Source organism: Labrenzia sp. 011, from assembly GCF_003075075.1.
Lineage (GTDB): Bacteria > Pseudomonadota > Alphaproteobacteria > Rhizobiales > Stappiaceae > Roseibium.
In genome coordinates this window covers 74,681-92,894 of the sequence record NZ_QCYM01000011.1, presented here as the reverse complement: position 1 = coordinate 92,894, position 18,214 = coordinate 74,681, and the positions used below count along the sequence as shown (strand labels likewise).

The following is an 18,214-nucleotide window of genomic DNA, read 5'->3' as shown; positions in this document are numbered from 1 at the left end:
TTTATGACAGTCACGACCATTAAACCAGAAAGCGACAGCTTCCTAGGGAGGAAACCATGACAGGATTGAATAGACGCGGACTTCTTGCGGGCGCGGCCCTTGGCGTGGCGGCATTGGCGGCACTGACTGTACCGGCCACGGTTCAGGCTCAGGAAGCCGTTGAATGGCGCATGCAGGCCCTGTGGGATGCAGGCACGACCCCGTTCGAATATGAAAAGAAATTCGTCGAGCGCGTCAGCGAACTGACCGACGGCAAGTTCGACATCAAGCTGTTTTCGGCCGGACAGCTCGTCCCGGCGAACCAGGCATTCGATGCGGTTCGCGCCGGCGCCTTCGAGTTGATGAAAACCTATGACGGTTACGAAGCCGGCAAGATCCCGGCCTTCGCCTTCACCTCGTCCATTCCCTTCGGCTTTCCGGACCCCGACCAGTACGAAGCCTGGTTCTACGAGCTCGGCGGACTGGACCTTGCGCGCGAAGCCTACGACAAGGCGGGTCTCTTCTACATCGCCCCCACCGTTTACGGCGAGGAGCCGATCCATTCGACCGTGAAGATGGAAACCATTGCCGAGATGGCCGACAAGAAGGGCCGGTTCGTCGGCCTTGCCTCGGCGGTAATGGGTGACATGGGTGTCGCGGTCACGCCGATGGCGACAGGCGAGATCTACACGGCGCTCGAAAAGGGCCTCATCGACTTTGCCGACCGGGGCGACCTGACGGCCAACTACGAGGCAGGTCTGGCGGAAGTCGCCAAATTCATCATCCTTCCGGGTGTGCACCAGCCGACAACGGCCACAAGCTATGTTGCCAACAAGGCAGCCTATGAGGCCCTGCCGGACTCCTACAAGGCAGCTCTGGCGGTCGCCGCACGTGAAATCTCCGGCTCCCTGCGCCAGCGCATCATCACGCAGAACGCCGAGGTACTCGAAAAGTACAAGGAAAATGGCGTTGAAGTGATCTACCTGGATGAAGCGGACATTGCCAGCCATCGTGCCGATGCCGTCGAGTCCTGGAAAAAGGCGACCAAAGGCGATGACCTTGCCAACCGGGTCCTTGAAAGCCAGATTGCCTTCATGAAGGCTCTCGGCCTGCTATAAGAGCTTCCTCCCGCTGGACGGCGACCGGTGCCCCGCACCGGTCGCCGTTCGGTTGCCATTTCATCTTGCCTCGGCAGCTACATGACACAGATCTGTTCGCTCATCACGGCTATCAACCGGGTGCTTTTCATCGCAGCCGCCGCCCTTATCTTCGCGGTGGTCCCGATGCTGCTCTTCGAGGTCGTTGCCCGTTACGCGTTCAACGCCCCGACGGTCTGGGCAATGGAAGCAAGCACGCTTGTCTTCGGGCCGCACTTTTTGCTCGCGGGCCCCTACCTGCTGCATCTCAAGGGCCATGTCGCGGTCGATATCTTCAGCGAGAAGCTGCATGGCGGCCCTAAGGTTGCCGCCGAGGTGTTCTCCTATCTTGTCATCGCCATCTTCGCGGGCGTCTTTGCCGTGGTGAGCTGGCCGCTGGCCGTCAACTCCTATGGCATGGGCGAAACCAGTTTTTCGGCATGGAACCCGCCGGTCTGGTGGCTGAAATTCGTCGTGCCCTTCTCCTTTGCCATGCTTTTCGCCCAGGCGTTCGCCGAAACCGTCCGTGTCCTGTTTCTTCCCGCGCCTGAGATCGGAGCGGACGCATGAGTTCCGAATTCGTCCTCGCCATCATGTTCGCAAGCCTTGTCGGCCTGTTGCTGACCGGCGTGCCGCTTGCCTTCACGCTCGGCGCCCTTGCCCTGCTCTTCACCCTGCTTCTTTGGGGCTCCGCCGCCCTGTCGGTGACGATTCTCAATCTCTATTCCACCATGACGTCGGAAGCGCTGCTCGCAATTCCGCTCTACGTCATGATGGCCAGCACGCTGCAGCGCTCCGGGGTCATCGAGAGCCTCTACCGGGCAATGGAACTGTGGTCGCGCCGCCTTCCGGGCGGTCTCGCGGTCGGCACGATCATCATCTGCACGATCATCGCCGCGATGACCGGCATTGTCGGCGCCGCGGTTGCCGCCATGGGCATGCTGGCCCTGCCCTCCATGCTGAAGCGCAAGTACAGCCCGGAGCTGGCGATCGGCACCATCTGCGCCGGCGGAACGCTCGGCATCCTGATTCCCCCGTCGGTCATCACCATCGTCTATGCGGTGACCGCCCAGGCCTCGATCGGCCAGATGTTCATTGCCGGGGTCATTCCCGGCCTGCTGCTGGCCTCGCTCTACATCGGCTACATCGTCCTGCGCGCGGCTCTCAACCCGTCCGTTGCGCCGCGCCCCGACGCCAGCGAGGCCGCCACATGGGACGAGCGCATCGCCTCGCTGAAATCCCTCGTGCTGCCGCTGCTGATCATCGTCGGTGTCCTCGGCACCATCTACATGGGCATCGCCACCCCGACCGAGGCTGCTGCGGTGGGCGTATTCCTGGCCTTTCTGTCGGCCCTCGTCGAGCGGCGTCTGGGCTGGGAACTCATCTCGGGCGTCGGTCTCGACGTGGTCAAGGTCACCGCCATGATCCTGTGGATCACCATCGGCGCGAGAGCCTTCGTGGCGATCTTCACCGGAACCGGCGGCGCCGACTTCCTGCTGGACTTCATTCAGAATCTGGACACCAACCGCTGGGTCGTTCTGGCGGTGATGCTGGCGATTCTCTTCCTGCTGGGCATGTTCCTGGACGAAATCGGCATCATCCTGTTGTGCGTCCCCGTCTTTCTGCCGGTGATCGACTTCCTGGATTTCGACCGGCTCTGGTTCGGTATCCTTTTCCTGGTCTCCGCCCAGATGGCCTATATCTCGCCGCCCTTCGGCTACACGCTCTTCTACATGAAAGGCGTTCTTCCGGCCGGAATCGGCATGGGCACCGTCTACCGTGCCATCATCCCCTTCATCCTTCTCCAGGCCCTCGGCATCTTCATCTGCGCGCTTTTCCCGCAGCTGGTGTTGTGGCTCCCCAATTCCATGATCAACTAACATGCAGGACATCCGATGAGCGACGTCACCTCGTCCCGAATTGAAGGCTTTCACAAAATGGCACCGGACGCCCGGCTTCAGGCCGTGGCGCGTCAGGCGAAGCTGGACAATGAAGCCGTGGCATGTCTCGCGGATGCGGCCTCCGGCCAGATCGAGCTGGCCGACCGTCTCGTCGAAAACGCCATCACCAGCATGTCCATTCCGGTCGGGATCGCCACGAACATCACCGTCGACGGACGGGATGTGCTGGTGCCCATGGCCACCGAAGAATCCTCCGTCGTTGCCGCGGTCTGCAACTCAGCCAAGCGCTGCCGGTCGACCGGCGGTTTCAGGACCTCCACCAGCGGCCCGGTAATGGCCGCCCAGATCCAGCTTCTGGATGCCAGCGACCCGGAGAACGTCCGCCTGAAGGTTCTTGAACGCATGGGCGAAATCAAGGCGATCTGCGACGAGACCGATCCGCTGCTGCTGAAATTCGGCGGCGGTTTCCGCGACCTGGAAATCCGGGTGATCGAGACTGCCGAGGGCCCGATGACCGTGGTCCACATCATCGTCGACACCCGCGACGCCATGGGCGCCAACGCCGTCAACAGCATGGCCGAGGCCCTTGCGCCGAAGCTTGAGGAATGGACCGGTGCCCGCAGCCTGCTGCGTATCCTGACCAATCTGGCCGACCGACGCCTGGCCCGTGTGCGTGCGGTCTGGCCGGTCGAGGAAATCGGCGGCGAACAGGTGCGCGACGACATGCTCTCCGCCTATTATTTCGCCGATGCCGATCCCTATCGGGCCGCCACCCACAACAAGGGCATCATGAATGGCATCAGTGCCGTCGTGCTGGCAACGGGCAACGATACCCGCGCCATCGAGGCCGGCGCCCATGCCTATGCGGCAAAGGACGGCTGGTATCGCTCCATGACCCGCTGGGAAAAGGACGGCGACGGCAATCTGGTCGGCATTCTGGAAATGCCCCTGGCGGTCGGACTGATTGGCGGCGCCACGAAGATCCACCCGACCGCACAGGCCAATCTCAAGATCCTCGGCGTCAAGACCGCCGACGAGCTGGCCCGCATCATCGTTTCCGTCGGCCTGGCCCAGAACTTCGGCGCCATGCGGGCCCTGGCAACCACCGGCATCCAGAAGGGGCACATGGCCCTGCACGCCCAGAACGTCGCCCTGATGGTCGGTGCCGTCGGCGAGGAAATCGACAAGGTGGCCACGGAACTGAAGGCACTCGGCAAGGTCCGTCAGGATGTGGCCGAGGAGATTCTGGCCCGTCTGCGCAGCGGCGCCTGACAGGGCGGCCGTCGGGGAGATCGGGGCTCTAGGTAATACTGGCAGTCCGCAACGCGTCTTGCGCGCTCAATGGCGCGCAGGCAGCGCACCGACTGCCTGTTTTCTCCGCCCTGCGGGGAAATTGCCTCTTTTCCATCCGGCCGCTTGTTGTATCCTTTTAGACGATGACAACGGACCTGATCGATCTGCGCGCGGCCCGGACCGCCGATTGCGAGGCACTGGCCGGCATTCACAGCGAAGCCTGGCTCGGCGCCTATCGGGGCGTCCTGCACGGCGTTGACCTGCAGAAGATGATTTCCCGCAGGGGCACGGACTGGTGGCGCGGCGCCCTTGCCCGCGGTGTCGACATAAAGATCCTCAGCATCGCCGACGTCCCCGCCGGATACGCGACCTGCGGCCCCTGCCGGTTGCGCGACACGGGCATGGAGGGGGAGATATACGAGCTTTACCTGAAACCCGAATACCAGGGCCTGGGCTTCGGCCGCATGCTGTTCGGCCATGTCCGGGAGACCCTGTCGGCAGGAAATCTTTCGGGTCTGGCGGTCCAGGTGCTCAGCGACAACCAGCCCGCCCGCGCCTTCTACAAGGCGCTTGGCGGCAGACTGGCTGCGAAATCCTGGTATCGCCTGGGAGGCCGACGCATGGAGCTGTCCATCTACGCCTGGCCCGATAAGAACGGCTGACCACCGGTATCACCCGGACGGAAACTGCCGGCGCAACATTCGATTTCAGGATCGTCAGTACAGGATACCGGGGTTTCCGATGACCGCCGGCTGATTTGAGCAGTCGAATGTCCCCGCCATTGTATCCGCCGCCTGACGGGCCAGAACATTGGCATTGCTGTTGGCCTGGGCATCGATCCGGGCGATCTGGCAGGTGCCGCCGCCCGGAAGCAACTGGGTCACGATCAGCACGCTGCCTGTGCTGCCGCCGCCGTCCAGGCTCGGGAACCAGCGCAGGATCGTCGCAAAGGGCACGCCATCGCGCAGACGCCATTCAAGCGTCTCGTTGATCGTATTGAAATTGGGCAGCGTCTGACCGGCGGCAGGCTCCTCCGCCGCGACCGCTCCGAAGGAGACGAACATGCGCAGATCCCCCTCGGCAACATAGACCGGATGGCCCCCGTAGCCGGCGCATTGCCATGCGCCGCCGAAAGTGCCCTCTTCCGAGTCGGCCGCGGCGACCTGCGCGCAGCTTTCCAGGCGGATCCTGGTATAGTCGCTGGCAAGACCTGCCGCAGCGGCATCATAAGCAGCAGGAAAGGCCGAGACGAGGAAGGCGAGACACAGGGCGCCCGCCACACGAAAGACAAACCGCTGCATGTGAGATCCTCCGGAAGAATTGAGTTTGCGAATTGAGACACGGTCATCCTTTGGGTGCAATGCGAAAATTTGGGGCTTGAACTTCTCCTGCGGGATTGCGATAGACCCAGCAACGAAACACAGGAGTATGCAATGCGTATCGACGCTGTGCCGATTGGCAAGAACCCGCCGGAAGACGTGAACGTCATCATCGAGGTGCCCGTTGGTGGCGAACCGATCAAATACGAAATGGACAAGGAAGCCGGCGCGATGTTCGTCGACCGCTTCCTCTACACGCCGATGCGCTATCCGGGCAATTACGGCTTTGTTCCCCATACCCTGTGCGGCGACGGCGACCCGATCGACGTGGTCGTGGTCAACCAGCGGCCGGTCGTGCCTGGCGCGATCATGAACTGCCGCCCGATCGGCGTTCTGCTGATGGAAGACGAGTCCGGTCAGGACGAGAAGATCATCGCCGTGCCGTCCCCCAAGCTGTCCAAGCGCTACGACAACATCAACGACATTTCCGACCTGCCGGACATCACCATGGCCCAGGTCAAGCATTTCTTCGAACACTACAAGGATCTGGAGCCCGGCAAATGGGTGAAGATCACCGGCATCGAAGGGGTCGAGGCAGCCAAGCGGATGATCCTCGAGTCCATCGAGCGCGCCCGCATGGAAGGCGCCGAATAGGCTTTCCTTCTGGAAGGTATCAATCGAGGCCGCAATCCGCGGCGGCCTCGATCCGTTCCATATCCTGGTCGGAAAGCCCGAAATGGTGGCCGATCTCATGGATCAGGACATGGGCGACCACATCTCCGAGAGTCTCGTCCATGGCCGCCCAGTAGTCCAGGATGGGTCTTCTGAACAGCCAGATCCGGTTGGGCAGCCGGCCGGTTCCGGCGGCATCGTCCCCGTCGATCAGGCCGTTTCCTTCGAACAGTCCCAGCAGTTCATGCGGGTCCTCGATGGACATCGCATCGAGAACGTCATCGGGCGCATATTCCGCCAGATTGATCTGCACATGCCCGCAGCGCAGCAACAGATCGTCCGGAAGGCCGGCGAGTGTTTCACTCGCCATGGCCTCGAAATCGGCAAGATCGGGGGCCCGCAATTCGGACCAGTCACTCCGGCTGACCGGATGGATCGACGCCATTCTCATTCCTTTGGCCGCACGAATTCGTCTCTAAGGGGCTAACACGTAAGTGACGAACAGGTAAATCGCCAGCCCTATCGCGAAAACGAGCCCGAGACTGCGGCCGATCCGTGTGCCCCACACCTCGACCCGGTCGTCCTCGTCCTTGTCACCGGCACTCATGTGGCTCCTGGCCCGATCGGCCATGCGCACGAATGTCGACCCGACGATGGTCTCGCTTTCCGCCTCGACCCGATCGAGCGCCCGGAGCGCCTCCTGACGCTGCTTGTCCTTCGGGTTTCCGCCGTTCGGGGGTCTGGTTTCGCTCATGCCCCTACACTTACCGTGTTGCCGCGCCGTTTCAACAGGGCGGCCGAAATCAGGGCCAGCACGGCAAGGCCGCCGGAGGCCACCGCGTTCCAGCCCGCGAAGGACAGGCCGAGCATCCGCCAGCTGGCTTCCGTGCAGCTCACCACCCGGGTGGTCTGCAGCGCCTGCAGCATGTTGGCCGCCGAGGCCGGCGCGGCACTGCCGCCGCCGCAATCGCTGGGCCCCGCCCAGAACTGCCATTCGGCCCCCGCCTGATAGATCCCAAGACCTGCGCCATAGGCGAATACCGCCGCAACCGCCAGCAGGAGAAGCAGCGCCAGCCCGTCCCGGCCCCGGAGCATCAGCACCAGCGCAAGGGCCGCCGCCGGCAGGCCGACATAATAGGGAATCCGTTGTTCCAGGCACAGTTTGCAGGGCACATATCCGCCAAGAAGCTGAAAGCCCCAGGCCGTCGCGATGGCGGCAAGGCCGCCGATCAGCAGCAGGCCGGTCAGATATCTTGCCATCCGCTCGTCAGTCATCACATCTCCCGTAGATCAGATATAGCGCAGCAGGACAAATCCACCGATCAGCAGCACCACGAATATGGTGAACATGAGACCGAGGCGCTTTTCGATGAAGGTCTTGATGGGCGGTCCGAACAGATACAGCAGACCGGCAACGGCGAAGAACCGGATGCCGCGCGACACGATGCTGGCGGCGACGAACACCGGCAGGGCCAGGCCGAGCGCACCGGAAGCGATCGTGATCACCTTGTAGGGAAACGGCGTCAGCCCGGCGATGAAGACGAACCACCAGCCGTATTGGTGATAGATCTGCTTGAACTCCTCGACGAAGCCCATCTTGCCGTAGAAGGTCAGCACCGGCACCGCTACCTGCTCGAACAGGAACATGCCGATCAGATAGCCCAGAATGCCGCCGAGAACCGACATCAGGGTGCACAGGGCGGCATACCACCAGGCCTTCTCCCGCCGCGCGATCACCATCGGGATCAGCAGGATATCGGGCGGGATCGGAAACACCGAGCTTTCGATAAAGGACACCGCGCCCAGCGCGACAGGCGCGCGCGGCCCGGCGGCAAGGGACAGGGTCCAGTCATAAAGACGTCTGATCATGGCGCTTCCCATAGCGGCAGCGGCGGAAAAAGTCATCCGGAGAATTCGGGAAAGCGTCAGGTCACCTGAAACCGGGCCTCGGGACAGGTCAATCGGCCGGATGTGGCAACAGCCGCGGTTTATACCAACCGCAGTTGATAGGGACCCATTTGACCGCGTTTGGTATTAGATGGCCACCCCTCGTATTCCGGGGCTGCGCACGTCGGCATACCCGGCGGCCGAACCGCTGCGCGCCGCCTTCAGCAGCGCCGACAGAACCGGCGTGCGGGGAACTCGATGCGGCATGATCAGACCGACCGTTTGCTGCTGCGCCGCGCTTTCCAGGGGTATCAGCGCGAGATCCTTGCCACCGGACAGAAAGTTCGCGATATCCGCGGGCAGAACCGTGATGCAATGTCCCGAGGCCACGCTGGCGACCAGGGCGATGATCGAATTGGACTCGATACAGGTATCCAGGGGAACGCCGACCTGTTCGAACAGCTGGTTGATGATCCGGCGGTTCTGCATGTCCGGCGTCAGAAGGGCCAGCGGCTGATCTGCCAGATCGGACCAGGCAATGCTCGCCCTTTTTGCGAAAGGAGAGGATCGCGCGCAGACAAGGAGATAGCTTTCGTCATAGAGCTCGGCCGTTTCGACCCGGCCCAGCGGTTCGTTTGCAAGGTAGGAAATCCCGGCATCGGCCTCGAAATCCTCGAGCATTTGCAGGATTTCGCGCGAGGTTCGCGACAGGATCGTGAAGCGGACATTGGGATGGCGTTGCGCAAAGGCGGAACAAAGCCGGCCCGCCCATGTCTGCGCGGTCGGGATCACGGCCAGGCGGACTTCGCCGGACAGCCCCCGTTGGCTCGAGCGCATTTCGTCCCGAAGCTGCCGTGCGTCGCAGGTGATGCGCTTGGCCCATGTGAGCGTCGTCTGCCCCTCGGGCGTCAGTCCCCCGAACCGCGAGCCGCGATGCACGAGCTGAACGCCAAGCTGTTCCTCAAGCTGCTTGATACCGGCCGACAAGGTCGGCTGCGCGATGTTCAAACGCTCGGCGGCGCGCCCAAAATGGCCTTCCTTGGCAAGCGCGATGAACATTTCCAGTTTGTCGAGCATGATCGAATTCCCCTGTCGTGAGAGCGGATTAATACCAATCGCAGCTGATAGGAACCCGTTTGACCGCCTTTGATGTAACAGCGGCCAATCCGAAATGGGGTGAAGGGGCGCCCGTGACGGCGCCCCTCCGGTAGCGCTACTCCACGGGAACGGCCCTGAGCGCCGCTTCGTCGTGATGGTGATGCTCCTTGACCGGGCGCATCAGCAGGTTGGCGAAGAAGGCAACCACCAGCAGCGCCGCCATGCAGTACATGGTGGTGTTGTAGAGGCTCGGCGTCGGATCGATTGTCCCCGCCGGTGCGATCTCCATCAGCTTGGCGATGGTCACCGTCTTGGCCGCCACCAGCTGATCGAGCTGGCCGAGCGGCGCCCCGAACTTCTCGGCGAAGGCGGCCGGATCGACCCGGCTCGCCAGATCGTTGATCGCGTTGGTCACCGACAGTTGCCGAAGCGAGGTGATGGCGAGCGGCCCCAGAACCCCGGCGGTCGACCAGGCGGTCAGCAGCCGGCCGTGGATGCCGCCCACATGCATGGTGCCGAACATGTCCGCCAGATAGGCCGGAATGGCCGCGAAGCCTCCACCATACATGGAGAAGATGATCATGGTCGCCGCATAGAAGCCGATCAGATAGATCAGCGCCGGGTTGGTGGCCACGGCCGAGGCGAAATAGGGGATCGACAGATACAGGACCGTGCCCAGCACGAAGAAGCACATATAGGTGGCCTTGCGCCCGATATAGTCGGAGGCCGAGGCCCAGAAGAACCGGCCGACCATGTTGAAGACCGAGATCATCAGAACATAGGTCGAGGCGAAGCTTGCGGTGACCACCAGCGGCATGACGGTCCCGAAAATCTCGGACATCATGGTCTTGGCCACACCGATCACACCGATCCCGGCGGTCACGTTGAAGCACAGCATGATCCACAGTTGCCAGAACTGCGGCGTCTTCAGCGCCTGATCGATATGCACGTTCTGCTGGGTGACAAGACCCGAGGCCACCGGCTTCGGCTCCCAGCCAGCCGGCTTCCAGCCTTCGGCCGGTACCCGATACTGGAAAGATGCCAGGATCATCACCACGAAATAGACGATACCCAGCGTCAGGAAGGTCTGCGCCGCGCCGGTGTTGCCGGTGCCGACCACATAGACCCCGGCATCGCCGCCGAAGGGCGCCGCCTGTGCCGCGGTGGCGAGCACCACCTCGACCTTCCCGGCAGCGGTTTCGGCGAACACCCGGCCGCCTTCGACCACGGTTGCGACCGCGTCCTGCGCACCGAGATATTCCGGCGCCTTCTGGTAAAGATTCAGCAGCCAGCCCTTGACCGGAGCCGCGATCATCGCACCGCCGCCGAACCCCATGATTGCCATGCCGGTCGCCATGCCCCGTCGGTCCGGAAACCACCGGATCAGCGTCGAGACGGGGGACACATAGCCAAGCCCCAGTCCGCAGCCACCGAGCACCCCGTAGCCGAGATAGATCAGCCACAGCTGGTGGGAGGCGATGCCGAAGGAACCGATGATGAAGCCGCCGCCCCAGCAGCACGCCGCGACCACACCCACCATGCGCGGGCCGACTTCTTCCAGCCATTTGCCCGCGAAGGCGGCCGACAGGCCAAGGAACACGATCGCCACCGAAAAGATCCAGACCACGGAACTCAGGCTCCAGTCGGCGGCAGCGGGCGCCACCACGCCGAGCTGGTGCGTCAGCGCCGGATTGAACACCGACCATGCATAGACCGAACCGATACACAGATGAATGGCAATGGATGCCGGCGGCACACGCCACCGGTTGAATCCGGGTTCGGCAACGATGTGGTTCTTGTGCAGGAACCCCAGCGCACCGCTTGCAGCGTTGCTCATGATTTCTCCTCCCTTGAATGCCCTCGGCAAGACCCCCTCCAAGGGCCCGGCCGAGACATGCAGTCGCATGCAAGGCAAGAAAAGGCCGCGCAGACCTTGTGCTGTCAAGACTAAATTATTATGTATATCAGACACTTAGAAGAAGTTTTGTCCGGCTGGATGCTCAATTTTCAGGCAGATTGCGTCATTCTATCCGAAGGCCGGGCAGGTCACGCGCCGTATCGGGACATTTTGTCCAGTTCGAGCTATTCCGATTTTTTTACGGCCGGCAGCCCTATGCGGAAGCAGCTCCCCTTGCCGAGGGTGGAGCTGGCGGAAATATGCCCCCCGACCCGACTCACGATCTGCCGGCTGATCGACAGGCCCAGGCCCGTGCCTTGTGCCTGCTTGGTTGTGAAGAAGGGATCGAAGATTCGCGACAGTATGTCCGGAGCGATGCCGCTCCCGGTATCCTCGAACGTCAGGACGACCTCTCCCGCCTCGTCGCGGGACTCGATCCGCAGGTCGCCGCCTTCGGGCATGGCCTGGACCGCGTTCAGGATGAGATTGACGAAAACCTGCTGCAGCTCGGTCCGCGACATGTGAACCTTTTCCCGGCTGTTGAGGTTCGCCTCGCAGGAAATCTCGGAAATCTCGATCTGGTGGTGGGTCAGAACGAGGCAGTCCCGCGCGACTTCGGTCGGGTCGATATGGTTGTCAGCCCCCGAATATTCTTCGGGGCGCGCAAATTGCAGCAGTTTCGAAACGATCACGCTGATGCGATAGACCTGATCGTCGATCAGGCGGAACTCCTCCTGCGCATGGCGCACCGCCTCTCCCAGATTGCTGCGCGCCAGATCCAGATTGCCCTGGATCACCGCCACGGGATTGTTGATCTCATGTGCGACGGAAGCGGTGATTTCGCCCACCGCCGCCAGTTTTTCCGAGATGATCAGCCGCTCCGTGGTTTTTTCCAGGCGCTGGTTGGCAGCCCGCAATTCGCTGGTGCGCTCCTCGACCCGGTGCTCAAGCGCCTCGCCCCATTGCCGCAACTGCCGGTCACGGTCCTCGAGAAGATCCAGCAAGCTGTCGAAATGCCGCGCGACCTGTGTGATCTCCCCGTCATCCTCGAAGGGCATGTTGCGGGCGGTCATGTCACCGCTTTCGACCCTGCGGATGGTGCGCATCATGCCTTCGAGCGGACGAAAGATATGCCCGGCCCAGCGCAGAAAGACCGGGACCGAGGCCAGCGCGATCAGCAGGAAGGCGACGGTCAGGGTTATGACGGAATTGCGCTTGGCCGCGCTGAAGGGGGTTTCGAGAAAGCCGACATAGAGCATGCCGACCGGCGCACCGAAGCTGTCGAGGATCGGCTCGTAAGCGGAGATATACCAGTCATTCACGACAAAGGCCCGGTCCAGCCAGATCTCCCCTTCCTGCAGCACCTTGGCGCGCACCTCCGCGGACACCCGCGTTCCGAGCGCGCGGACGTTTTCGAACAAGCGGACGTTGGTCGAGATGCGCACATCTTCCAGAAACAGGGTCGCCGTGCCCTGACTGCCCTCCGGCAGGCTCTGCTCGCGATAGACCAGGTCATTGATCGTGTCGATGAAGTCGAGGTTCCTGTTCAGCAGCACCCCTCCGACCAATGCCGCCCGCGTGCCGTCCGGCATGCTCACGGACGCCGCGGAATGGATCACCATGCCGCGCGTCTCGACGGTGCGTTCGGTCGGGACGGCACCCTGCGTCGGAACGAGCGGGATCTCGGCCCGCGCGACAAGGTCCGGCGACAGGGCGTCGAGATCATCGTGGGAGAAGATATCGATCGCACTTTGCCAGCGCCCCTCCAGGGCGCTCCTGACGACCGGCCACTCTGCGGCCTCGGCCCCGCCCTCCACGATACGAAGAAAATCCAGCCCGAGCCGTTCTTCTTCCCCTGCGAGGAAATCAGCCCCGGCATCCGCCTCGAGCGCCCGGCGCAGATCGATCGAACGGGCGATCGCATCAATCTGTTCGCCGGAGGACTCGATCAGTTTCGCCAGATATTGATCGGCGATGGTCAGATCCCCGGTGACCTTGTTGACCAGAAGGGCATCGACCTTGCCTGACCAGCGCCAAATCGTGCCGCCCAGCAGCACCGGCAACAGGACCAGCATCGGAAGCAAGGCTATGACCAGCAGACGCACCCGGACCGAGCGCATGAAGGTGTGAAGGCGCGACATGAGCTACAGACCCCAGGCCGCGCATTTCCGGTCGATGGTCTTGCGCGACACGCCCAGACGCCGCGCGGCTTCCGAGCGGTTCCCTCCCAGGGCCTCGAGAGCCAGCAGGATCTCGCGCTTTTCGGTATCCTCCAGTGGCGCGATTTCATCGGCAGAGACGACCTTGCCCAGGGTTTCCAGGGGAAAGCGCCCGAAGATCAGCGCCCGCTCGATGAAATTGTGCAGTTCCCGGATATTTCCCGGCCAGTCGTAGCGCAGCATGGCAGAGCGCGCGGCGGCGGACATTTCCACCTTTGGCAGGTTCAATGCCACCGAGATTTCGGCCTGGAACAGGTCTGCCAGCTCCAGCACATCGGTGCCGCGATCTTTCAGCGGCGGCATCTCCAGCTCGACCACATTGGCGCGAAACAGCAGGTCTTCGCGGAACCTTCCCGCTTCGACCTCCGCCTGCAGCGATTTCGTCGACGCAATGACGAAGCGAAGATCGAGCTGCACGTCACGCCCCGTCCCCAGGGGCCGGATCACGCCGTCCTCCAGCACGCGCAGAAAGGCTGTCTGCGCGCTTGCGTTCAACTCGCTCACGTCATCGAGAAAGACGGTGCCGCCGGAGGCCTGGGCCAGCAGCCCTTCCCGTCCGGACTGCGCCCCCGGAAAGGCGCCTGCGCCATGGCCGAACAACTCGGACTGGATCATCTCCGCCTGGATCGCACCGCACTGGATCGGCACGAAGGGCGCCTCGCCGCGTCCGGAATGACTATGGATATGCCGTGCCGCAACCTCTTTTCCGGATCCGGACGGTCCGGTAATCAGGACGGGCGTGGTCAGTGGCGCGACCCGTTCCAGCAGACGCCGCACTTCGACAATCGCGCTGGACTTTCCGACCAGTTCCCGGCGGCGATTGCCGCTTGCCACGGTATCCAGCTCGCGCCGGAGAAGAGAGTTCTCGCGCTTCAGCCGGGAAAGCTCGAGGCACTTGCGTATCGCGTTCAGAACCTGGTTGGAGCGGAAGGGCTTGATCAGGAAATCCGACGCACCGGCCCGCATGGCGTCTATGGCCGTCTGAAGATCGGCATAGGCCGTGATCAGGATCGTGTCGGTGAAGCCGCCGATCTCCCGCTGGTCCTGCAGCCATTCGAGCCCCTTCTGTCCCGGCATGATGTTGTCGAGAATCATCACGTCATACTGATGAGACGACAGAAGGGCTTCGGCGGAACGAACGTCCTGCGCCTCGTCCACATGCCGGCAGATCGGTTGCAGTGTCTTGACCAGGAAGTGCCGCATGCCGGGTTCGTCATCAACGACAAGAATTCTTGCGGCGGCAAGCGGATTGCTTCGTTCGCCTGATCCTCCCTCCATCTGCCACCACTTGTCCTGTGTCTCCCCACTCGGGAAACCCTAGCAATAATACGCAAAAATTTGCAAGGCTGGACTTGCGGGGGAAAGCCCTGCGCCGTTTACAGGAAAATGGCGTAGCCGCCGCCGACAATGCCGTTCCGGCCCGGCGCGTTTCGTGCGCTTCAGGACGGGACCCGCTTGTGCGCTGCCAGGAGCCTCGAGCTCATGAATTCATCGGAAGAAAAGAAGATAAAGGTGAAAACTGGTGCCCCCCGCCGGAATCGAACCGGCACTCCCGAAGGAACGGGATTTTGAATCCCGCGCGTCTACCAGTTCCGCCAGAGGGGCGACCGGCACCGGGAAGGGTGCCTATCATGGGCATTTGAGCGATGCAAGCGGTTCGGTGGTCACCGGGCGCCGGGGATCCTGCCGAGCCGCTTTTCCGGCCGCTTCGCAGGCAGCGATCCCGACAGTTTTAGCGGTTGAGAAAACCCGATATTTACCATGAGTCGATACAATTTGCAGTTTCCACCAATAGGCGATCAGAAGTCCCGATGGTTTAAGACTCCGTCAAATGCCGTTTCCTAGATTGGACGGGTGATGGAGGAAAGGGCAGACCATGGTATTCCGCGACAAAACGATGACCGCCAGAACGGCCACGGCAGCGCGTCTTACGGAGTTGACACTGGCGGGAGAGCCGGCCCCCGTGACGCAGGACATCTCCGCCGTGCCGGACACCGCCCTGTTCACTTTTTCCTTTCTGAACAAGGATGCCCTCAAGCCATCTCCCATCGAGCCTGACTGGATCCTGGAAGGCGATCCGCAGGCGCGCTGCGCCAATCTTTCCCGGTTCGGCGACGACTGGACATTTGTCGATCACTGGTCCTGCACCTCGGGAAAGTTCCGCTGGCAGTATTTTTACGACGAAACCATCCTTATCCTGGAAGGTGAAGCGTTCATCACCGACGACAACGGCGTGCGCTATCACGCGGTGCCCGGTGCGACCCTGTCGTTCCCGGACGGCTCCGCCGCAGACTGGGAGGTTCCGTCCTATGTCCGCAAGATTGCCTTCAACCAGAAGCCCGTCCCGTCCTATCTTCACAAGCTGTGCCGGTTGCTCAACAAGATCCAGCGCAACATTTTCAACTGACCTTCCGGTTCACCGGGAACACGGCTGCGAAATTGGGGCCGCAATCTTTAGGTGGCGAACAAAAGCGCAAATTGTGCGCTTTTTCTGGACAAGTTCTTCCCGCTTGGCTAGAAATTCCGGATGAGCAAATCAGGACGAGAAATCGAGCTCAAGCTCGAACTGGATCCGATGGCCCAGGACGCGTTGAAACGCGCAGGCTCCATCGAAGGCTTCACCGCGGGACGCGCGGTGACCAGGACGTTGCAGTCGATCTATTTCGACACCCCGGACCAGGCGCTGCGCAAGGCGAAGATTTCCCTGCGGGTACGCAAGACCGGCCGCAGCTGGGTGCAGACGGTGAAGATCGGCACCGGTGTGATGGCCGGACTGTCCACGGCCGTGGAAGCCGAGCATCCGGTCAGCGGCCGGGCACTGGATTTTTCCGTCATCGAGGATCCCGACGTCAGGAAAAAACTGGCGGACACCATTGGCGATGCCTCTCTGGGCGAATGCTTCGAAACGGTGATGAAACGGACAACCCGCCAGCTCACCCGCGAAAGCGACGGAGCCTGCATCGAACTGGCCCTCGACAGCGGCAATATTCTCGCCGGCAGCGGCAGCCAGCCGCTGACCGAGCTGGAGATGGAGCTGAAATCCGGTCCGGGTCAGGCGCTCTTCGAAGCGGCCAAGGCGCTTCTCGGAGACATTCCCTTCCGGTTTTCCCCCTTCAGCAAGGCCGAACGGGGCTACCGGTTCGCCGAAGGCCTTGCGGCGGCGGAAACGACCGCCTGTTTTGCCGCGCCCGTCGACCTTCCCTCGGGGATCGGCACCGAGCTCGCATTTCGCGATATCCTGCGCTCCTGCCTGACCCAGATTGCCGAAAACCGGCTGGTGGTGCTGGCCTCCAACGACCCGGAAGGGCCGCACCAGCTTCGGATCGGCTTGCGGCGGCTGCGCAGCGCCTTCCGGCTCTTCAAACCGGTCCTCAATCCGGCGACCTTGCGGCCCCTGGACGCGATGGCGCGCGGGATTGCCGCCAAAGCCGGCGCCCTGCGGGACCTTGACGTGCTGATCGACGAAATCGTCTCTCCTCTGGCAGCCAGGGCGCCGGAAAGCCTGTCCTTCGACGCACTTCTGGAACACCTGAAAGCAACCCGGGGCCAGGATACCCGCCGCGTCCTGCAGAACCATCTGAAGTCCGCCGAGGTAAACGGCTTTCTGCTGGATCTGGCCGCCTACACGGAAGGCCGGGGCTGGCTGGACCCCGAGAATTTCGACCAGACGGCGCAACTGGCGCAGCCGGTCGGAGACTTTGCCGACAAGGCCCTCGCCCGGCAGTGGAAGAAGGTTCTCAAATACGGCAAGCGGCTGGAAAAACTGTCCGTTGCCGAACGCCATGAAATGCGCAAGGCGATGAAGAAGATGCGTTACGGCATCGAATTCTTCGGCTGCCTCTATCCGCGCGACAAGGTCAGGCCGTTCCTCAAGCGGATGAAGAAACTGCAGGATATTTTCGGCTATCTGAACGACGTGGCCATGGCGGAAAAGCTGCCCCAGACCTGCCCCCCCTCCGGACCGCAGGCCGGGGCTGTTCATCAGGCTGTCGGCTTCGTAATCGGCTGGCACGAATGCCAGTGCCAGACCATGTGGCGGCACGCCAGGGGCTACTGGGACGCCACGCGGGAAACCCCGAAGTTCTGGAATTAGGGCCCTCGGGAAACCTGGGCCAGCCCCCGGACGGCGACACGTGCGGTCATCGGGTCCCTTCCGCCGCACCCGACAGCATCTGTCCGGTTTGGCGGACGTTCCAGGGCAGCGACAAGGCCGCCCCGGAACACCAGACGATCAGGCGGCCTTGTCGGCAGGTTCCCAGGCAAATTTCCGGAAAGGCGCATCTACCGGCGTATGCGCGATGTGGTTGGTGTAGTTGGACATGATCTTCTGGCTGTAGCCCAGGATCACTTCCAGAATGTTGCGCTGGGTGAAACCGGCATCAAGGAAGGCCTGCACGTCCGCGTCCGACAGGTTGCCCTGTTGGCGCACCAGTTTCAGGGTGAAATCACGCAGCGCTTCCAGGCGCGGCGTCGGCAACGCCGTTTCATTGCGCAGCGCATCCGTGATAGCGTCGTCCACGTTCATGCTCTTGGCAATGCCCGTATGCGCCGGAACGCAGTAGTGACAGGCATTTTCCACGTTCACGGTCTGCCAGACCACGGTCAGCTCATCCTTGTCGAAGCTGGAATTCGCGAACAGTTCATGCACGCGCTGATAGGCTTCCAGCAGGCCCGGCGCCTCGGCCATCACCGCGTGAAGGCCCGGCACCATGCCGTAGGCAGCCTTGGATTTGGCCAGCAGCGGCCGCGAGTCTTCCGGAGCATTGGTCTCGTCGTAAAGCGTGAAGTCGGTCATCTGTGTCGATCCTTTGAG

General features: G+C 62.4%; 18 protein-coding genes and 1 tRNA gene. 8 read left to right on the top strand and 11 right to left on the bottom strand.

Annotated features, from left to right (window positions below):
• The first annotated feature begins 56 nt into the window (after positions 1–56).
• From dctP to DCO57_RS13310, 5 genes are all read left to right on the top strand, one after another.
• The gene (gene dctP, locus DCO57_RS13330) at positions 57–1,097 is read left to right on the top strand and encodes a TRAP transporter substrate-binding protein DctP (protein WP_116699395.1); all 1,041 of its coding nucleotides are present in this window, start codon (positions 57–59) and stop codon (positions 1,095–1,097) included.
• 81 nt (positions 1,098–1,178) lie between these two features.
• Entirely contained in the window at positions 1,179–1,685 is a 507-nt protein-coding gene (locus DCO57_RS13325; protein ID WP_116699394.1) for a TRAP transporter small permease subunit, read from the top strand.
• Complete coding sequence (locus tag DCO57_RS13320; RefSeq protein WP_116699393.1) at positions 1,682–2,995, top strand: TRAP transporter large permease subunit; 1,314 nt, start codon at positions 1,682–1,684, stop codon at positions 2,993–2,995. Before DCO57_RS13325 ends, DCO57_RS13320 begins: the two co-directional genes overlap by 4 nt.
• A gap of 15 nt (positions 2,996–3,010) precedes the next feature.
• Positions 3,011–4,288 (top strand): hydroxymethylglutaryl-CoA reductase, degradative, encoded by a 1,278-nt coding sequence (locus tag DCO57_RS13315; RefSeq protein WP_116699392.1) that lies wholly within the window; start codon positions 3,011–3,013, stop codon positions 4,286–4,288.
• Between the two features lie 164 nt (positions 4,289–4,452).
• Complete coding sequence (locus tag DCO57_RS13310) at positions 4,453–4,971, top strand: GNAT family N-acetyltransferase (protein ID WP_116699391.1); 519 nt, start codon at positions 4,453–4,455, stop codon at positions 4,969–4,971.
• Between the two features lie 54 nt (positions 4,972–5,025).
• Here DCO57_RS13310 and DCO57_RS13305 read toward each other — a convergent pair whose 3' ends face one another.
• On the bottom strand, positions 5,026–5,610 hold the full coding sequence (locus DCO57_RS13305) for a hypothetical protein (RefSeq protein WP_116699390.1): 585 nt from the start codon (positions 5,608–5,610) through the stop codon (positions 5,026–5,028).
• A gap of 132 nt (positions 5,611–5,742) precedes the next feature.
• On the opposite strand from DCO57_RS13305, the gene ppa reads away from it, so the two are divergent.
• Positions 5,743–6,282 (top strand): inorganic diphosphatase, encoded by a 540-nt coding sequence (ppa, locus tag DCO57_RS13300; RefSeq protein WP_116699389.1) that lies wholly within the window; start codon positions 5,743–5,745, stop codon positions 6,280–6,282.
• Positions 6,283–6,301: 19 nt separating this feature from the next.
• Here the strand turns inward: ppa and DCO57_RS13295 are convergent, their stop codons facing one another.
• The 9 genes from DCO57_RS13295 to DCO57_RS13255 all read right to left on the bottom strand — a co-directional run bounded on the left by DCO57_RS13295 (position 6,302) and on the right by DCO57_RS13255 (position 15,006).
• On the bottom strand, positions 6,302–6,745 hold the full coding sequence (locus DCO57_RS13295) for a metallopeptidase family protein (protein ID WP_116699388.1): 444 nt from the start codon (positions 6,743–6,745) through the stop codon (positions 6,302–6,304).
• A gap of 30 nt (positions 6,746–6,775) precedes the next feature.
• Positions 6,776–7,054, bottom strand: a complete 279-nt coding sequence (locus DCO57_RS13290) for a hypothetical protein (protein WP_116699387.1) — start codon at positions 7,052–7,054, stop codon at positions 6,776–6,778.
• Positions 7,051–7,575 (bottom strand): disulfide bond formation protein B, encoded by a 525-nt coding sequence (locus DCO57_RS13285; RefSeq protein ID WP_116699386.1) that lies wholly within the window; start codon positions 7,573–7,575, stop codon positions 7,051–7,053. The genes DCO57_RS13290 and DCO57_RS13285 overlap by 4 nt, the downstream gene beginning before the upstream one ends.
• Before the next feature lie 15 nt (positions 7,576–7,590).
• Positions 7,591–8,169 (bottom strand): YqaA family protein, encoded by a 579-nt coding sequence (locus DCO57_RS13280; protein ID WP_116699385.1) that lies wholly within the window; start codon positions 8,167–8,169, stop codon positions 7,591–7,593.
• Positions 8,170–8,334: 165 nt separating this feature from the next.
• Positions 8,335–9,264 (bottom strand): LysR family transcriptional regulator, encoded by a 930-nt coding sequence (locus DCO57_RS13275; RefSeq protein ID WP_116699384.1) that lies wholly within the window; start codon positions 9,262–9,264, stop codon positions 8,335–8,337.
• A gap of 136 nt (positions 9,265–9,400) precedes the next feature.
• Complete coding sequence (locus DCO57_RS13270) at positions 9,401–11,122, bottom strand: OFA family MFS transporter (protein ID WP_116699383.1); 1,722 nt, start codon at positions 11,120–11,122, stop codon at positions 9,401–9,403.
• 245 nt (positions 11,123–11,367) lie between these two features.
• Complete coding sequence (locus DCO57_RS13265; protein WP_208977937.1) at positions 11,368–13,323, bottom strand: cache domain-containing protein; 1,956 nt, start codon at positions 13,321–13,323, stop codon at positions 11,368–11,370.
• Between the two features lie 3 nt (positions 13,324–13,326).
• Complete coding sequence (locus DCO57_RS13260) at positions 13,327–14,679, bottom strand: sigma-54 dependent transcriptional regulator (protein WP_116699382.1); 1,353 nt, start codon at positions 14,677–14,679, stop codon at positions 13,327–13,329.
• 242 nt (positions 14,680–14,921) lie between these two features.
• Positions 14,922–15,006 (bottom strand) — tRNA-Leu (locus DCO57_RS13255).
• A 271-nt stretch (positions 15,007–15,277) separates the two neighbouring features.
• Here DCO57_RS13255 and DCO57_RS13250 point away from each other — a divergent pair.
• Both DCO57_RS13250 and DCO57_RS13245 read left to right on the top strand, forming a co-directional pair.
• A complete protein-coding gene (locus DCO57_RS13250; RefSeq protein WP_205756155.1) occupies positions 15,278–15,808 on the top strand; it encodes a cupin domain-containing protein in 531 nt (176 codons plus the stop codon).
• 120 nt (positions 15,809–15,928) lie between these two features.
• On the top strand, positions 15,929–17,494 hold the full coding sequence (locus tag DCO57_RS13245) for a CYTH and CHAD domain-containing protein (RefSeq protein WP_116699381.1): 1,566 nt from the start codon (positions 15,929–15,931) through the stop codon (positions 17,492–17,494).
• Positions 17,495–17,632: 138 nt separating this feature from the next.
• Here the strand turns inward: DCO57_RS13245 and DCO57_RS13240 are convergent, their stop codons facing one another.
• Positions 17,633–18,196 (bottom strand): carboxymuconolactone decarboxylase family protein, encoded by a 564-nt coding sequence (locus DCO57_RS13240; protein WP_116699380.1) that lies wholly within the window; start codon positions 18,194–18,196, stop codon positions 17,633–17,635.
• Positions 18,197–18,214: the final 18 nt, after the last annotated feature.

What these genes read in the sequence shown, in the direction of transcription:
- dctP (WP_116699395.1), top strand. Translation starts at nt 57, where the DNA reads ATGACAGGATTGAATAGACGCGGACTTCTTGCGGGCGCGGCCCTTGGC.
- DCO57_RS13325 (WP_116699394.1), top strand. Translation starts at nt 1,179, where the DNA reads ATGACACAGATCTGTTCGCTCATCACGGCTATCAACCGGGTGCTTTTC.
- DCO57_RS13320 (WP_116699393.1), top strand. Translation starts at nt 1,682, where the DNA reads ATGAGTTCCGAATTCGTCCTCGCCATCATGTTCGCAAGCCTTGTCGGC.
- DCO57_RS13315 (WP_116699392.1), top strand. Translation starts at nt 3,011, where the DNA reads ATGAGCGACGTCACCTCGTCCCGAATTGAAGGCTTTCACAAAATGGCA.
- DCO57_RS13310 (WP_116699391.1), top strand. Translation starts at nt 4,453, where the DNA reads ATGACAACGGACCTGATCGATCTGCGCGCGGCCCGGACCGCCGATTGC.
- DCO57_RS13305 (WP_116699390.1), bottom strand. Translation starts at nt 5,610, where the DNA reads ATGCAGCGGTTTGTCTTTCGTGTGGCGGGCGCCCTGTGTCTCGCCTTC.
- ppa (WP_116699389.1), top strand. Translation starts at nt 5,743, where the DNA reads ATGCGTATCGACGCTGTGCCGATTGGCAAGAACCCGCCGGAAGACGTG.
- DCO57_RS13295 (WP_116699388.1), bottom strand. Translation starts at nt 6,745, where the DNA reads ATGGCGTCGATCCATCCGGTCAGCCGGAGTGACTGGTCCGAATTGCGG.
- DCO57_RS13290 (WP_116699387.1), bottom strand. Translation starts at nt 7,054, where the DNA reads ATGAGCGAAACCAGACCCCCGAACGGCGGAAACCCGAAGGACAAGCAG.
- DCO57_RS13285 (WP_116699386.1), bottom strand. Translation starts at nt 7,575, where the DNA reads ATGACTGACGAGCGGATGGCAAGATATCTGACCGGCCTGCTGCTGATC.
- DCO57_RS13280 (WP_116699385.1), bottom strand. Translation starts at nt 8,169, where the DNA reads ATGATCAGACGTCTTTATGACTGGACCCTGTCCCTTGCCGCCGGGCCG.
- DCO57_RS13275 (WP_116699384.1), bottom strand. Translation starts at nt 9,264, where the DNA reads ATGCTCGACAAACTGGAAATGTTCATCGCGCTTGCCAAGGAAGGCCAT.
- DCO57_RS13270 (WP_116699383.1), bottom strand. Translation starts at nt 11,122, where the DNA reads ATGAGCAACGCTGCAAGCGGTGCGCTGGGGTTCCTGCACAAGAACCAC.
- DCO57_RS13265 (WP_208977937.1), bottom strand. Translation starts at nt 13,323, where the DNA reads ATGTCGCGCCTTCACACCTTCATGCGCTCGGTCCGGGTGCGTCTGCTG.
- DCO57_RS13260 (WP_116699382.1), bottom strand. Translation starts at nt 14,679, where the DNA reads ATGGAGGGAGGATCAGGCGAACGAAGCAATCCGCTTGCCGCCGCAAGA.
- DCO57_RS13250 (WP_205756155.1), top strand. Translation starts at nt 15,278, where the DNA reads ATGGTATTCCGCGACAAAACGATGACCGCCAGAACGGCCACGGCAGCG.
- DCO57_RS13245 (WP_116699381.1), top strand. Translation starts at nt 15,929, where the DNA reads ATGAGCAAATCAGGACGAGAAATCGAGCTCAAGCTCGAACTGGATCCG.
- DCO57_RS13240 (WP_116699380.1), bottom strand. Translation starts at nt 18,196, where the DNA reads ATGACCGACTTCACGCTTTACGACGAGACCAATGCTCCGGAAGACTCG.